The sequence below is a fragment of the Streptomyces sp. CB02980 genome (assembly GCF_014451325.2).
In the GTDB taxonomy this organism is placed as follows: Bacteria; Actinomycetota; Actinomycetes; order Streptomycetales; family Streptomycetaceae; genus Streptomyces.
In genome coordinates this window covers 1-15,461 of sequence record NZ_JACSCH020000029.1, presented here as the reverse complement: position 1 = coordinate 15,461, position 15,461 = coordinate 1, and the positions used below count along the sequence as shown (strand labels likewise).

Here is a 15,461-nt window from a genome sequence, read left to right as displayed (position 1 = left end):
GCTACGCCGGGGGCGTCGTCTCCTCCTCGACGACCCGGGCGATCACGCGCAGCGCGGTCTCGGCGGCGGGAAAGCCGCAGTACACGCCCGCGTGGAGGACGATTTCGCGGAGCTCCTCGGCGGACAGCCCGTTGCGGAGGGCCGCGCGGGTGTGGTCGGCGAGGGCCTCCCGGTGGCCTCCGGCGATGAGGGCCGTGAGGGTGACGACGCTCCGGGTGCGCCGGTCGAGACCGTCCCGGCTCCAGACCTCGCCCCAGGCGTACCGGGTGACGAGGTCCTGGAAGGCTCCGTCGGCGTCGCCGGAGAGGGCCTGGTCCACATGGGCGTCGCCGAGGACCTCGCGCCGCAGCCCGAGCCCCTTCTCGTACGGGTCGGGGCGGCCGGCCTCGGCGGGCTCGGCGTCCGGGACCGGCTCGGCCGGGGGCGCCGGGGCCGCGGGCAGCGGCGGCACGGTCAGGATGCCGCTGGTGTCCGGAGCCGTACCGGCGAAGTGCTCGATGAGCAGGTCGGTGACGGCCGCGGGCTGCTCGACGGGGGCCAGGTGCGAGGCACCGGGGACGACGGCGAGCCGGGCGTCGGCGATCCCCGCCACCAGGGTGCGGGCCTCGGCGGGGCCGGTGACCTGGTCCTCCGAGCCCACGAGGACGAGGGCCGGGATGGCGATCCGGTCGAGGGCCTCACGCACGTCGAAGACGGCGAGGGCCTCGCAGGCGGCGATGTAGCAGGCGGGGTCGGTCGTCCGGACCATCTGCACGGCCCAGTCCACGATCGCGGGCTGCGCGCCGGAGAACACCGAGGTGAACCACTGCTCGGGCGCGGTGCGGGCCATCGGCTCCAGACCGTTGGCGCGGACGATGACACCGCGCTGGCGGAACTCGTCGGCGCTGCCGAACCGGGGCGAGGTGGCGACCAGGGCGAGGGAGGCGACCCGGTGGGGCGCACGCAGGGCCAGATCGAGGCCGACGGCGCCGCCGAGGGAGCAACCCGCGTACCCGAAGCGCTGGACGCCGATCGAGTCGAGGGTGGCGAGGAGCCGGTCGCCGAGCTCGGCGACCGAGGTGAGGGGTTCGGCGGGGGCCCCGCCGTGCCCGGGAAGGTCGAATCGGACGACCCGCCAGTCCCGGGTGAGCTCCGGTATCTGCCGGTCCCACATGTGCCATGTGGTGCCCAGCGAGGGGCCCAGGACGAGGACGGGGGCCTCTTCTTGCCCGTCGACGCGGTATTGCAGGGTTTTCGGTGATGTCTCGCTCACCCGCTAGACCCTCTCATCTCTCACGACTGCCCCTTTGACCGGGGGCACGGCTGTCACGGCTGTACCGGTCCGACCGGGTCAGCCGATGATGGCGACCGGGGCGTCCCAGGCGTTGCGGTCGACGGTGATGGTGTGGCCGCCGCGGGTCTCCCTGCTGTTGGCCTTGTACTGGTGGCCGCGGCTGTGGTCGGTGTACAGCTTCGGGTCCCAGGGCCAGTCCCTGGTGGTGGTCTCCTGGCCGTTCCACAGGGCGTACCAGAGGTTTCCCGGCAGGTCCGTGCGGTTCTTGGCGGTGGCGATCGCCTTGGCGCCGGAGCTGCTGAAGCCGTACAGGCCCGCGCGGTAGGTCTTGGCGCGCAGGGTCTTGGTGAAGGAGCGCACGTAGGCCAGGGTGGCGTCGTTGCACGCCTTGTCGGCGATGTCGTACGACTCCATGTTGAGGTAGATCGGGCTTCCGGCCTTCATGCCGAGCGCCGATGCCTTGGCGATGGCGTCGTTGGCGTTGCTCGCCCCGACCGAGACGGCCGTGGCCGCGGTGAACCTCTCCTTGTTCCTGCTCTTCTGGCAGGGCGGCTGGGCCCCGACGTAGAGCGGGATGACGCGCCAGCCGAGCGTGTCCGTCGACTTCACCCAGGACCTCGTCAGGTTGGGCTGGGCACAGCCACGGTTCCTGCCGCCGATGTAGACCGCGACGCCGCCGTAGTACGCGTCCTTCTTCCACGCCTTCATCGCGGTGAGCGAGGGCGCCGTACAGGCGTCGAACGCCCGGCCCGTGTAGGTCTTCTGCGCCGGCCATGCCGGGGCCGCCATCGAGGTCTGCGCCGCGACGCCGGCACCCGCCACGACGACGGCGCCCGTCGCCGCCCACGCGATGTAGCGGCCTCTTCTGGACAACCGGTGCATTCCCCACCCCACCCGACTTCTGGCTCCGACCCCTGGAGCGGTTCACCCTATAACCCGCTCCGTGGGGGCCGAGCAGGTCACACACCTGGTCCGATCGACCGGACGACCCGATCGGTCGATAATGGGATTTATGCGCCAGAACACCGCAAACAAGCCGCACGGACCCTCGACCTTGACGGTCAAGGGGCGGGACATGCGCGTGCGCACCATCGGTTTCGTGATTCTCGCCGCCCTGGCCATCTGGTTCATCGCCGCGAACACCGGTTCGATCACCGTCCGGCTCTGGATCCCGACGGTCACCCTTCCGCTGTGGATCGTCCTCACCGTCACGCTTCTCGTGGGCATCGTCCTCGGCCTGTTCATCGCCCGGCGCCGCGCACAGCGGTGAGCCGCGCACAGCGTCACAGATCCGGCTCCGACGAGGGGGTCGCCTTCCCGTCCACCGCCCCACCCGGTGCGACGGTCCTCGGCCCGAGGTGGTGACTCAGGGGCGGTTCCTGGGCCAGTACCGCCCCGATGGTGAACGCGAACGTGATCCCCGCGCACACGACGATCAGCCAGGACAGCATCGTGAGGACGAGGCCGAGGGAGCCGTACTCCGCCAGCGCCTTGTTGAGCGCGGTAGGCATGTACAGCCGGGCCGTCAGGGCCAGGGCGCTCGTCGCCCCGGCCGCCAGGACCGCGCCGGGGAGCAGCGGCAGCCACGGAACCCGCTTCGCCAGCAGCAGGTGCTGTGTCCACATCCAGATGCCCACGCTCACGAGGAAGAAGACCGGCACCCCGAGCCAGAGGCCCGCGCCGAAGCCGTCCCGCAGCGGCCCCTGCACGAGGACCACCAGGAGCAGCGCGAGCAGCCACACCACCCACCGCCAGGCCGCGACCCGCGTCTTGGCCTTGGGCAGGGCCCAGGCCCGCTCGCAGACCCTCGCCATGGCCCGGCTGAAGCTGGTGGCGGAGGCCAGCGCGATGACCAGACCGACCGCACCGGTCGTCTCCCGCAGCTCGTCGTCGGCGGAATCGCCCAGGACCTGCTCCAGCTCGACGTCGGAGCGCCCGGTCAGCCCGAACATGGCACGCAGGGATTCCCGCAGCTGGTCACGGACGGAGGCCGGGGCGAACGCCGCGACGGCGAACAGCAGCGGTACGGCGGCCAGGAAGGCCTGAGCCGCGAGCCGGGTCCCCGCGTCCAGCAGGTTGCCGCCCAGCAGCCGGCTCGCGATCTCGGTCAGGACGGGCAGCCGCTCCTCGGCCCTGGCGCGCAGATGCCGCCCTCGGGCCGCCCAGCGCGCCATCCGGCCTCCTTCGGGCATCCGCCCGCCCTACGCCCGGACGGACGTCTTCTCGCCGTCCTCGGCGGGCTCCGCGGGCTCCGCCCCGAGGAACCTGACCACCGCGAAGGCGAACAGCAGGGCCAGCGCGAGACCGACGACCACCCAGGCGGTGGGGTGGTCCCACAGGACGTACACGAGGACCGCCAGGGCCACCAGGATCCAGGTGATCCACGTGCGGTAGCGGCGGACGAAGGGGCCGACCGGGCCCGTCCGCAGGCCGGCCCGGTCCGCCGCGGTACGGGTCGCGTCGATGCCGGAGTTCCACATGCGGCGGGTGACGACGGCGGGGCGGCTGGGGCCGGTGAGCCAGGCGGCCAGGGCGACCACCAGGCCGAGGGTCACCACCATGCGGACCGTGGTGCGCAGGAAGTGGATCAGCGCGTCGTAGACGGACCCGGCGGCGGGCTGGGAGACGGTGTCGGGCAGGGCGTTGAGGTAGACCGTACGGAACACGGTCAGAGCGATGCCGAGGATCAGGGCCGCGACGGCGACACCAATCGCCGAGGCGATCACGGTGCGACGGCGATGGGTGGACAGCAGGACTCCCGCGACCACCAGCAGCACCGCGAGCACAGGCAGCCACAGCCCCATCACCTGAAGCAGGCGGAACCCGGTCTTGACCTTGCCGATGTCATCGGACTTGACGACCGTGAAATCGGTGTGGATCTCCGGGATCTTGCCGGCCACGGTGAGTCCCGCGTCGACGAGCCGCTCCTTGACCCGCTCGATCACGGGTGCGAGATCGACGGTCACGGTGTCGTTGTTGATCTGTACGGCTCCGTCGCCGCTGCCCGTCAGGGCGCGGACGACGGAGGTGTGGACGGCCCGGTTGGCGTCGGTCCAGACGGTCTCGAAGGCGTCCGACGCGACGACGTCCTGCGCCTTGTCGTGGACGAAGCTGCTGACCGCGCTCTCCAACGAGCCGCCGAGCTTCCCCAGCGCCTTGGCGAGCAGCGGACGCTGCTCGGGGGCGACCCCCTCCAGGAGGGACTCCAGGTCGATGTGCTCCATCACCGCACCGGTGACCCGGTTGGCGACCGCCGCCTGCACGTCCTCGTCGGAGGCGAGCGGGGCGACCGTGGAGACGTACCGGTCGGTGTCTCCGACGATGTCGGAGGTCCACGCGGCGACGATGCCCAACGGAACGAGGAGGCATCCGATGATGATGAGCACGGCGGCCAGGAACGAGCGGCCGCGATGGCGACGAGCCGGCCGGGCGGCCGCCTCCCCCTCCAGCGCGGCGACCCGCGCACGCAACGCGGCCAGTTCGTTCTGATTCTCGTCGTCCGGCACGGGTGCCTCCTCACGGTGTGCGCCCAGCCAATCCCCCGCGCATGGTTCGGGCCAGGCAGGGCGGGACGAACGGGTGAGGGCACGATCACGTGCGCGACTGCCCGGCTGCTCATGAGTCCTGCCCGCCGCCCACGTACCGAGGCGCGCCCACCGTCACTCGGGACGGTGGGCGCGCCTCGTCGATGCTCGGTCGGTGATCAGTGGTGACCAGTGGCGATCAGCGTCATAGGCTGTCGTCGGCGTTCATCCGCAGCGATCAGGCGACGCCGGTGCGGCTCTTGCCGCGGAGGCACGAGCCGTAGCCCGAGTCGCCGTACCCCTGGTCGCCGTACCCCTGGTCGCCGTACCCCTCATCTCCGTATCCCTCGTCGCCGTATCCCGGGTCGCCGTAGCCCCCGTCCTCGCAGTGGTCGTCGGCTCGGCTGTTGTCCAGTCGGGCCACCACGGCCTTCTGCTCGTCGTCGATGACGTAGGGGCCCGTGACCGGGTCGGTGGGCAGGACGTAGCCGTCCGGGACGGCCGTCTCCCTCAGGTAGTAGGAGCCGTTCTCCAGCTCGCCGAAGGAGCAGAGCCCCACCACATTGGTGGTGCACGGTGTCCCGACGCGGGTGTCGGGGTCGGTGCCGCCCGTCTGCAGGCCGCTTTGCCCGTTGCTCTCCTCCCACAGCTCGAACGTCGCGCCCCTCAGCGGCAGGCCGCTGTCCGCGTCGGCCTTGAGCAGCCAGACCGAGCCGGTGCCGGGCGTGACCGGTGTGCGGCTGTTGGTCGCCGTGACGGACACGCCCGCGTCGGCGTTCGCCTCGGTCAGCACCAGCGGTCCGAACACGGCCGGCGACGGCAGGTCGTACCCGTCGGGAGCATCCGTCTCCTGCCAGTAGTACGTCCCCGTCTCCACCGTCCGCTCGCACAGACCGTCCGCACCCGTCGTGCAGAGCCCGCCGAGCGCGGTGTCCGGGTTCGTTCCGCTCGTCTGCAGACCCGACACGCCGTTCGTCTCCTCCCACAGCCGGAAGGTCGCACCCGAGAGCGCCGCACCGGACGCCGCGTCCGTCTTCAGGACCCGCACCTCGCCGGTGACCGTGTTGGTCCCGTCGCAGTCCGGAAGGTCGCCGTTGAAGGGGTAGGCGTGGAACTCCTGCCCGCCGCCGCCCGATGCCGCGCTGGTGTGGGTGAGGGAACCCGTGGTGAAGAAACGGCCGTTGATGCCGGGCAGGGTGACGGTCGTGCTCGACGTCTGGTTGCCGATGAGGAAGCTGCCCTGGAACTGTCCGGTGCCGGCGAGGTCCACCGTGGTGGCGTCGGGGAAGTTCCACAGCAGGCGTTCGCGGTAGGAGTTGAGCGGGTCGGTGTCGTCGTCGATGCCGCCGCTGTAAGTGGTGATCTTGCCCTGGTCGCCCAGGACGTTGACGAGGACCGTCGCGGTGTCGGGGATGTTCGCGAAGACGATCCCCTGCTGACCGTTCGGCCCCTCCAGGTCGAAGCCGACGTTGAACACCTGGAGTTGCGAGGTCCCGTCACCGGTGAAGAGCGTCTGGCCGCCCTGGTTCACCGCCGTACCGGTGGGCGTCCTCGGTTGGCCGTCGACCCGGGCGTAGCAGCGGCTGGCCGCGGTGAGCCGGTCACGCAGTCCGGCGTACGGCACGACGGCGTTCGCGTCCTCGACGAGGGTGCCGGTCACCGTTCCCGAGACCGGGCCCGCGTGACGGACGATCCCTTGCTCCGCCACCAGGCCGCCCTTCGTGTCGAGGGTCTGGCCCGCCGCGATGGTGACACCTCCGCCGGTGGTGAGGAAGTCCGACCCGTCGGGCGGAGGGACCCGGGATCCCACGCCGACGATGCCGAGGTTGTACGTGCCGCCGGCGGCCGCGTCCTTGTTCTGGTCGAAGTCGTCCAGGACCACGACCCGCCCCTCGGCCTCGGCCGCCCGGCCCCGGACGAGGAAGTCGTTCCCGACGAAGATGTTGATCGCGTCGTCGCGTCCGGCGATGTCGCCGTTGTCGATCTCGGGGAACTCGTCGGGACAGTCCCCGGGGACACAGGGACCGAGTCCCCCGGGAAGCGGGGCCGCGAGCGCGACGGACGCGCTCGGGCCGAGCATGAGCGCGGGGACCGCGACGAGGGACACGGCGTACGCGAGCCCGACGGCGCCGGTACGCCTCCGAGGGCGCGCCGGGCGCCGTTGAGTATCGGATTTCATGCCGCGAGTGTCCGTTCCCCCTGGTCGGAGCACCACGCACGGCCTCCGGGGTTGATCCGGTCGGGGAGGGCACTCACTGCTGGGCATGAACGACGCCTGCCGAATGGAGCAGAGGGATGACGAAGCATGACCACGGGTGCTCCCCGAGCCGGGTCGGCGGGCGGCCTCCCCGCCCGGATCTCACCGGCCGGCGTACGGCAGCAGTGCCATCTCCCGGGCGTTCTTGACGGCGGCGGCGAGCCGCCGCTGCTGCTGGGCGGTGACCCGGGTGACGCGGCGGCTGCGGATCTTGCCGCGGTCCGACACGAACGTCCGCAGCAGGTCGGTGTCCTTGTAGTCGATGTACGTGATCTTGGCGGCGTCGAGCGGGTTGGGGCGGGACTTCAGAGGCTGGCGGGGTTCCTGACGGCGGGCCATGAGGGTTTTCCTTCCGGGTCGAGTGGTGCGTGGGTCAGGCGGCGTCGAGAAGGGAGTCGAAGGCGGCGGGCAGGTGCCTCCAGCCGTCCGGCCCGGACGCGTACTCCTCGTCCGTGAGCAGGCAGGACTCGAGCAGCCGTTCCAGCCCGTCGCGGTCGAGCCCCGGCGAGGTGAAGACGAGGTGCTGGCAGCAGTCGCCGTGCTCGGGGTGCCAGTCCAGGGCGGCGGCGGCCCGGCGCATCGGTGGGACCGACTCCCAGGCGGCGTCCGGCAGGGAGGCGAGCCACGGGCTGGCGCTCTCGACGCACAGCGCACCGCCCGCGGCGTCCCAGGCCAGCAGGGTGTCGGGGCGGTCGGCCAGCCAGAACCGGCCGCGACTGCGCGCGGCGGCGCAGCACAGGTCCTCCAGCGCCGCGTACAGACGCTCGGGATGGAAGGGCCGTCGGCGGTGCCAGACGAGTGTCGTGACACCGGCGTCGTCCGCGTCCTGAGGCAGCAGCGCGCACGCGGGATGCTGCGCCGCCGCGGCGGCCTCGACGTCGAAGCCGGCGAAGGCGGCCTCGGCCAGATCGCCCGAGTCGGCCGCCACCCGGCGGGCGGTGGGGTGCAACTGGGCGAGCAGCGCACGGTCCTCGCCGTCGGCCTCCTCCCTGTCGACGAGGGCGAGGACGGGTGCGTACTCCAGCTGACGGGCGAAGGTGTCGCCGACGGTTCGCCGGTCGGTGGGGGCGGCGGCCAGACCGGCTTCGGCCAGGTCGTCGCCGTTGCCGAGATACGGCAGCACGAGAGCCGGGTCCACCGCCGTGATCACGTTGGTGAGGGTGAGGCCGTCCCCGGCGTGGGCGGCGACGACCTCGGCCATCGTCTTCGGCTCGACCGAGTCCCAGAGTTCGACCACGGCGAGCCGGGTCAGGCCGGCGCCGGCCAGCCGCTCCAGCTCCGGTACGAGGTCCTCGCGCAGCGCGCAGCACGCGCAGTCGTTGACGAGGGGCGTCCCGTCCTCGGACAGCAGTCCGCTCGCGTCACGGACGAGGCGGCGCACCGTGCCGTCCGGCGCGCCCGTCAGGTCGTGATGGAGGGCGACGCTGCCGGGAACGGCCCGCAGGAGGCGGTCGACGACCTCCTTGCGGGCGTCCGAGTGGATCCCGGCGACGATCACGACGGGCAGCCGGGAATCCCGCGCCATCAGCGGGCCCCGTAGCGGCGCTCGAAGCGCTCGACGCGTCCGGCGGTGTCCATCACACGGGCGGTGCCCGTGTAGAAGGGGTGGCTCACGGAGGAGATCTCGACGTCGACGACCGGGTACGTCTGCCCGTCCTCCCACTCGATCGTCTTCTCACTGGTGAGGGTGGAGCGCGTGAGGAACGCGGAGCCGGAGGCGGTGTCGCGGAAGACGACGGGGCCGTAGGCGGGGTGGATGCCGGGCTTCATGGCAGGACCTTTCTTCTGTGCGGCTTCTGTGCGGCTTCTGTGCGGCGGGGAGTGCTCAGCGCTCTTCGCGGAAGTCGACGTGGCGGCGGGCCGTCGGGTCGTACTTGCGCAGCACCAGCCGGTCGGGGTCGTTCCGCCGGTTCTTGCGGGTGACGTACGTGAAGCCGGTGCCCGCGGTGGAGCGCAGCTTGATGACGGGGCGGAGTTCGTTGCGTGCCATGAGGCTAGTATATGGCAACGGTTTTCATTTCCAATAAGTGATGGCCGACGACGGCCACAGAGAGAGGCAGGTACACCCATGTCCGCCCACTGCCAGCTGACCGGCGCCGAGCCCGGCTTCGGCAACGCGATCTCCCACTCCCACCGGCGCACCCCGCGCCGCTTCGACCCGAACATCCAGCACAAGCGCTACCGGCTGCCCAGCGAGGGCCGCAACGTCCGGCTGACCCTGAGCGTCCGGGCGATCAGGACGGTGGACTCGATCGGCATCGAGGCGGCCGTGGCCCGGATCCGGGCGCGCGGGGGGAAGGTCTGATGGCGAAGCAGAGCAAGATCGCGCGGAACGAGAAGCGCAAGGTGATCGTCGCGCGGCACGCCGCCAGGCGGGCCGAGCTGAAGGAGATCGTCCGCCGCCCGTCGTCGACCGCCGGGCAGCGCCTGGCCGCCCGGGAGGAACTGGACCGGCAGCCGCGCGACGCCAGCCCCACCCGGGTCCGCAACCGCGACAGCGTCGACGGCAGGCCCCGCGGCTACCTGCGCAGGTTCGGACTCTCCCGCGTCCGCACCCGGCAGCAGGCGCACGCGGGCTTCCTCCCCGGCGTGACCAAGTCCTCCTGGTAGTACGGCCACAAGGCTCCGACCTGGCACGACGCATGCGCCGTGGACCGGTACGACGCCCCTGGACGGCCCCCGAGCGGTGCACGGCAAAAAAACTTCGGCCGGAGCTGAATCCTCTTGGGGGGTCGCCGTCTCTTATGTGTGTACCGGCCGAACGCGCCGGCGGAGCAACAGGAGGAACACAATGGTCACGGCCCTCGTAGTCATCGGAGTCCTGCTCGTGGGCGCGTGCAGCTGGCACCTCATGCGGCGCTACAACAAGAGCCGAAGCTGACGAGTGCCTGCACGCGGGGCGCCCGCCGGGTATGAGTAGCACATGAACCAACGTTTCTCCTGGCCGGACGAGCGGCTGATCAAGGCTGCCCAGGACGGCGACGTCACGTCGCTCACCACCGTCGTCATGGAATCGCAGCCTCATGTGCGCAAGTTCGCCAGGTCGCTGTGCGCCTCGCCTCAGGACGCCGAGGACGCCGCGCAGGAGGCGCTGATCATCCTCTACCGGAAGATCGGCACCCTGCGGGCCACCGGTGCGCTCGCCTCGTGGATGTTCCGGATCGTGCGCAACGAATGCCTCCGGCAGGTGCGGTTTCTCGTCCATCGCAACGACGAGCCGCCGGCCGAGCCGGAGGCGTCCGCGGAGCCGTCCGCCGAAGAAGCGGTGCTGCACAGGCTGGAAGTGGAGCGGATCGCGGCCGCGGTCGGCGCACTGCCCCGCGACCAGCGGCAGGTCCTGATCATGCGGGACGTCCAGGGTCTGCCCGGCAGGACCGTCGCTCATTCCCTCGGTCTGAGCAACGCCGCGATGAAGTCCCGGCTGCACCGAGCCCGCGCGGCGGTACGTCAGTCACTGGAAGCGATCGACCAAGCACCCGAACAGGCCACCGACCAGGCGGCTTGATCGAGCCATCGACCACCCCGTCGGAGGAGAGTCACGACCGTGAACATCGTGAAGCCCGCACAGGGCGACCAGATCCGGGTCACCACGAAGGCCCCGGCGAACGACATGAACTTCGCCAGCAAGTCCGTCCCGCGTCACCTGGCGCGCGGTGTCATCGGTTTCGGGCTGATCATCGGCTCGATCGCCATGGTGCCCGTCGCCGGTCCGGCCACTCTGCTCGCGGCGCCGCTCGCGCTGATCGCCTTCCGTGGCTGCCCCACCTGCTGGATGGTCGGCCTGGCGCAGACGATCTCGCGCGGTCGGCTGGAGCGCCAGTGCGTGGACGGCGTCTGCACCCTCACCAAGGCGGACCCGGCGGCGAAGACCGCGGGCGAGCCGGCGGCCGAAAGAAACATCGCGGCCGCCTCCCGGTGACCGGTCCACGGCCAGACCGTGGACCGCGTGCACTTCACGCCCGCCCCGCCGGCTTCCCCGTGGTCTCGGCCCCAGGGTTCCGGACTTTCGGCCCGGCTGGTTCTCGCCCTTGTCGACCGACCTGGGTGAGGCCGCCGGGCCGGAAGGCATGGGCTGTCGGAGGGCCCGCCGCTCTCCGACGGCATATGCCTTCCGTGGCGAGAAAGCGCGTGCTGCACAAGTACGCGCTGTTTCCGCATGGTTAACTGCGCGGTTACGCGAGACAGGTCCTCGACGCCGGTCCCCCCGATTACCGGCATATTGATTCTTGGATCAACTCCCGCGCCCTGGCCATTGGTTTACGGAGCGCCGACTCGATGCTAGGGTCCAAATTGAGATTGACTCAGGCTGGGCCGCCGAGTCGGCCATGCCGTTGATCGTGCTTCACGGGGGGAGCAAGAACATCATGATCCGCCATGCCCAAATTCAGGCGGCAGCAACGCCATCAGACGACGCGGTACGAGGCCCTTCAGGCGGTGCGGCGGAAAAGCGGGAACCGACGGTCCAGGATGGACCGTCGCAGCTGGTGCCGGGCGGGATCGACGACCGGACGGTCGCCGTCGTCGGACTTTCCTGCCGTTTTCCCGGCGGGGCGAACCCCGCCGAATTCTGGGATCTCCTCAGGACCGGCCGAGACGCCATAGCCGAGCCGCCCGCAGATCGCGCACACCTTGCCTCCATGGCCGACGGATCGCCGCGTCCCGGTGGTTTCCTGCCCAGGGTCGACACCTTCGATGCCGAATTCTTCGGCATTTCCCCGCGTGAAGCCGCCGCGATGGACCCGCAGCAGCGACTCGTCCTCGAACTCGCCTGGGAGGCGCTCGAGGACTCCGGCATCGTCCCGGCCACTCTCGCCGACACCGCCACCGGCGTCTTCATGGGCGCGATCGCCGACGACTACACGGCCGTCACGCACGCGGCCGGACCCGACGCCACCTCCGCGCACACCGTGACCGGGCTGCACCGGGGCATCATCGCCAACCGGGTCTCGTACGCCCTCGGGCTCCGGGGCCCCAGCATGGTGGTCGACACCGCACAGTCATCCGCGCTGGTCGCGGTGCATCTGGCCTGCGAGAGCCTGCGCCGCGGCGAGTCCGTCGTGGCACTCGCCGGCGGCGTCAACCTCAACCTCGCGCCGGAGAGCACCCACGCCCTGGCCGCCTTCGGCAGCCTCTCGCCCGACGGTCGATGTTACGCACTCGACGCCCGGGCGAACGGCTATGTCCGGGGCGAGGGCGGCGGCGTGGTGACGCTGAAGCTCCTCAGCCGGGCCCTGGCCGACGGGGACCGCATCCACTGCGTGCTGCACGGTGGAGCCGTCGGCAGCGACGGCGCGAGCGACACCCTTCCCACCCCGAATGGAAAAGCCCAGGAACGCGTCATACGCGATGCCTGGGATAACGCGCGAATACCGCTGGAACAAGCACAGTACGTAGAAATACACGGATCGGGCACCCGGGTCGGCGACCCCATCGAAGCATCTGCTCTGGGCGCTGTTTTCGCCTCGTCCCGCTCTTCGGATAATCCCCTCAGGCTCGGATCCGTCAAGACGAATATCGGCCACCTCGAAGGCGCGTCGGGCATCGCAGGGCTTGTCAAGACGATTCTCTGCCTCGCCGAACGGGAACTCGTCCCGACCCTGAACTACGAGACCCCGAATCCGCAGATTCCTTTCGCCGATCTCCGGCTCACCGCCGCCACCGAAACCGGACCGTGGCCGAATCCAGACGGGCCGCTCGTCGCCGGTGTGACCTCGGTCGGAATGGGCGGAACCAACTGCCATCTGGTGCTCGGCTCATGGCCGGAGGAGACCGCTCCGGCCGCCGAGACCACGCCACACCAGCCGCACCAGCGGGATGATTCGGACGGTTCCGAATCCCTCGCCTGGGTCCTGTCCGGGCGCGGTGACAAGGCGCTGCGCGCCCAGGCAGGCCGTTTACGCGAATTCCTCGCCGCGCACCAGAATTTCGGTGCCGCGGAGATCGCCCGGGCCCTCGCGCACGACCGGACCACCTTCAGCCACCGGGCCGTCCTCGTCGGCGCCGACCGGAACGAGCTGCTGGCCGCCCTGGACGCGGTCGCCGACGCCGGCGTCGACCGGGGCGCGGTGCAGGGCAGCAGCCACCAGGCCGTTCGCGAGGCCGTGTTCGTCTTCCCCGGCCAGGGCTCCCAGTGGGCCGGCATGGCCGCCGAACTCCTCGACGGCGCCCCCGTCTTCGCCCGGGTCGTCGAGGACTGCGAGCGCGCCCTGCGCCCGTACCGCGACTGGTCGCTGACGGATGTGCTGCGCGGCCGCCCCGGCGCGCCCGCCCTCGATCGTGACGACGTCGTGCAGCCCGCGCTGTGGGCCGTGATGGTCGGTCTTGCCGCGCTGTGGCGCGCGGCGGGTGTCGAACCGGCCGCGGTCGTCGGCCACTCGCAGGGCGAGATCGCCGCCGCCACCGTCAGCGGCGCCCTCTCCCTGGACGACGCGGCCCGACTGGTCGCCGTACGAAGCGCCGCCCTCGGCGCGCTGGCCGGACGCGGCGGCGGCATGCTCACCGTGTCGCTGCCCGCCGACCGGGTGCGCGAAGACCTCGCGGTGTACCCGGGGTTGAGCGTGGCCGCCGTCAACTCGCCCGGCATGACCGTGGTCGCCGGTGACGGGGCCGCCCTGGACGCCCTGGCCGCCCGGTACGGCGAGGACGTCCGTACCCGGCGCGTGCCGGTCGCGTACGCCTCGCACAGCCCGCACGTCGACGCCGTACGCGACACCCTGCCGACGGAGCTGGCCGGAATCGCACCGCGCACCGGAAGCGTGCCGCTGCACTCGACCGTGACCGCCACGGCGCTCGACGGGTCCGAGCTGGACGTCGACTACTGGTACCGCAACCTGCGGGAACCCGTGCAGTTCGAGCCCGCCGTACGCGCGCTGCTCGACGCGGGGCACGAGCTGTTCATCGAGATGAGTCCGCACCCCGTGCTCGCGCTCGCCGTCCAGCAGACTGCGGAGGCCGCGGACCTGCCGGTCGCCGCGCTGGGCACCCTGCGCCGCGACGAGGGCGGCCCGCAGCGGCTGCTGCTCGCGTTCGGCGAGGCGTTCTGCCACGGCGCGGACGTGGACTGGTCCGCTGTCCTGCCCTCCGGCGGCCCGCGCGCCGAGCTGCCGACGTACGCCTTCCAGCGGCGCCGCCACTGGATCGCCGGGTCGTCCGACACCGCCCGCGCGCTGCCGCCGGCCGGCACCGCGCCGACGCCGATGGCTTCCGTCGGGGCCCTGGAGGACACCGAGGACGCGCAGGACGCCGAGCCGACCCGCTCGCTGACCGGCCCGGCCGCCCTTGAGCTGGTGCGGGCGCACACCGCCGCCGTGCTCCGCTACGACTCCGCCGCCGAGATCGAGCCTCGGCGGACGTTCAAGGAGCTGGGCATCGACTCGGTGATGGTCGTCGAGCTGCGCAACCGGCTCGTCTCCGCCACCGGGCGCAAGCTCCCCACGACCGTGGTGTACGACCACCCCAGCCCCGCCGCCCTGGCCGCGGTGCTGGCCGACGGGCGGCATGACGCGGCGGCTCCCGAGGACCGTGCCGACCAGGACGACGATCCGATCGTGATCGTCGGCATGGGCTGCCGTTTCCCGGGCGGGGTGGACTCCCCCGAGGCGCTGTGGCGGGTCGTCGCCGAGCAGCGCGACGTCATCTCGGGCTTCCCGGCGGACCGGGGCTGGGACCTCGACGGTCTCTACCACCCCGACCCCGCCCATGTGGGCACCACGTATGTGCGCAACGGTGGCTTCCTGGAGGGCGCGGCGGAGTTCGACGCCGAGCTGTTCGGGATCTCGCCGCGTGAGGCGCTGGCGATGGACCCGCAGCAGCGCGCCTTCCTCGAAACGTGCTGGGAGGCCCTGGAGCGGGCCGGCATCGCCCCGGACTCGCTGCGCGGCACCCAGGCGGGCGTGTTCGCCGGTGTCATGGCCCAGGAGTACGGTCCGCGGCTCGGTGAGGCGGGTGCGGGTGCCGCCGGGTTCGGTCTGACGGGCACGACGTCGAGCGTGGCCTCGGGCCGGGTGGCCTACACCCTGGGCCTGCAGGGCCCCGCGCTCACGGTCGACACGGCGTGCTCCTCGTCGCTCGTCGCACTGCACCTGGCCGTACGGGCCCTGCGGTCCGGCGAGTGCTCGCTCGCCCTCGCGGGCGGTGTGACGGTCATGTCGACGCCCGGCATCTTCGTCGAGTTCTCGCGTCAGCGCGGACTCGCGACCGACGGCCGCTGCAAGTCGTTCTCCGCGGACGCGGACGGCACGGCGTGGGCCGAGGGCGTCGGTGTCCTGGTCGTCGAGCGGCTGTCCGACGCCCGTCGGCTGGGGCATGAGGTCCTTGCCGTGGTCGCCGGTACGGCCGTCAACCAGGACGGCGCGTCCAACGGACTCACCGCACCCAGCGGCCCCGCACAGGAACGCGTGATCCGGGC

General features: G+C 71.5%; 15 protein-coding genes. 6 read left to right on the top strand and 9 right to left on the bottom strand.

Annotation, left to right across the window (positions count from 1 at the left end):
• Position 1: 1 nt before the first annotated feature.
• Entirely contained in the window at positions 2-1,252 is a 1,251-nt protein-coding gene (locus E0F75_RS37560; RefSeq protein WP_229315481.1) for an alpha/beta fold hydrolase, read from the bottom strand.
• A gap of 78 nt (positions 1,253-1,330) precedes the next feature.
• Positions 1,331-2,155, bottom strand: a complete 825-nt coding sequence (locus E0F75_RS37555; RefSeq protein ID WP_229315480.1) for a glycoside hydrolase domain-containing protein — start codon at positions 2,153-2,155, stop codon at positions 1,331-1,333.
• Positions 2,156-2,348: 193 nt separating this feature from the next.
• Between E0F75_RS37555 and E0F75_RS37550 the strand changes: the two genes are divergently transcribed.
• A complete protein-coding gene (locus E0F75_RS37550) occupies positions 2,349-2,543 on the top strand; it encodes a LapA family protein (RefSeq protein WP_229315478.1) in 195 nt (64 codons plus the stop codon).
• Positions 2,544-2,556: 13 nt separating this feature from the next.
• Here the strand turns inward: E0F75_RS37550 and E0F75_RS37545 are convergent, their stop codons facing one another.
• The 7 genes from E0F75_RS37545 to rpmG all read right to left on the bottom strand — a co-directional run bounded on the left by E0F75_RS37545 (position 2,557) and on the right by rpmG (position 9,044).
• A complete protein-coding gene (locus E0F75_RS37545) occupies positions 2,557-3,447 on the bottom strand; it encodes a YhjD/YihY/BrkB family envelope integrity protein (RefSeq protein ID WP_229315477.1) in 891 nt (296 codons plus the stop codon).
• Positions 3,448-3,474: 27 nt separating this feature from the next.
• On the bottom strand, positions 3,475-4,779 hold the full coding sequence (locus tag E0F75_RS37540; RefSeq protein WP_229315476.1) for a hypothetical protein: 1,305 nt from the start codon (positions 4,777-4,779) through the stop codon (positions 3,475-3,477).
• A gap of 256 nt (positions 4,780-5,035) precedes the next feature.
• Positions 5,036-6,976 carry a choice-of-anchor A family protein gene (locus tag E0F75_RS37535; protein ID WP_229315474.1) on the bottom strand — a complete coding sequence of 647 codons (1,941 nt, stop codon included), beginning with the start codon at positions 6,974-6,976 and terminating at the stop codon, positions 5,036-5,038.
• Positions 6,977-7,156: 180 nt separating this feature from the next.
• Positions 7,157-7,393, bottom strand: a complete 237-nt coding sequence (gene rpsR / locus E0F75_RS37530; protein ID WP_229315472.1) for a 30S ribosomal protein S18 — start codon at positions 7,391-7,393, stop codon at positions 7,157-7,159.
• Positions 7,394-7,427: 34 nt separating this feature from the next.
• The gene (locus E0F75_RS37525) at positions 7,428-8,579 is read right to left on the bottom strand and encodes a GTP-binding protein (RefSeq protein WP_229315470.1); all 1,152 of its coding nucleotides are present in this window, start codon (positions 8,577-8,579) and stop codon (positions 7,428-7,430) included.
• On the bottom strand, positions 8,579-8,824 hold the full coding sequence (locus E0F75_RS37520) for a type B 50S ribosomal protein L31 (protein WP_229315468.1): 246 nt from the start codon (positions 8,822-8,824) through the stop codon (positions 8,579-8,581). Before E0F75_RS37520 ends, E0F75_RS37525 begins: the two co-directional genes overlap by 1 nt.
• 55 nt (positions 8,825-8,879) lie before the next feature.
• The gene (rpmG, locus tag E0F75_RS37515; protein ID WP_030320026.1) at positions 8,880-9,044 is read right to left on the bottom strand and encodes a 50S ribosomal protein L33; all 165 of its coding nucleotides are present in this window, start codon (positions 9,042-9,044) and stop codon (positions 8,880-8,882) included.
• 78 nt (positions 9,045-9,122) lie between these two features.
• Between rpmG and rpmB the strand changes: the two genes are divergently transcribed.
• The 5 genes from rpmB to E0F75_RS37490 form a co-directional block, all read left to right on the top strand.
• Entirely contained in the window at positions 9,123-9,359 is a 237-nt protein-coding gene (gene rpmB, locus E0F75_RS37510) for a 50S ribosomal protein L28 (protein WP_229315466.1), read from the top strand.
• Positions 9,359-9,664: a 30S ribosomal protein S14 gene (gene rpsN / locus E0F75_RS37505; RefSeq protein WP_229315465.1), complete on the top strand. Its 306-nt coding sequence runs from the start codon at positions 9,359-9,361 to the stop codon at positions 9,662-9,664. The genes rpmB and rpsN overlap by 1 nt, the downstream gene beginning before the upstream one ends.
• Before the next feature lie 313 nt (positions 9,665-9,977).
• On the top strand, positions 9,978-10,559 hold the full coding sequence (locus E0F75_RS37500) for an RNA polymerase sigma factor (RefSeq protein ID WP_229315463.1): 582 nt from the start codon (positions 9,978-9,980) through the stop codon (positions 10,557-10,559).
• Positions 10,560-10,598: 39 nt separating this feature from the next.
• Positions 10,599-10,973 (top strand): hypothetical protein, encoded by a 375-nt coding sequence (locus E0F75_RS37495; RefSeq protein ID WP_374115505.1) that lies wholly within the window; start codon positions 10,599-10,601, stop codon positions 10,971-10,973.
• A gap of 406 nt (positions 10,974-11,379) precedes the next feature.
• Positions 11,380-15,461 (top strand): beta-ketoacyl synthase N-terminal-like domain-containing protein (locus E0F75_RS37490; protein ID WP_308189645.1); only part of this gene is annotated, 4,082 nt, incomplete at its 3' end.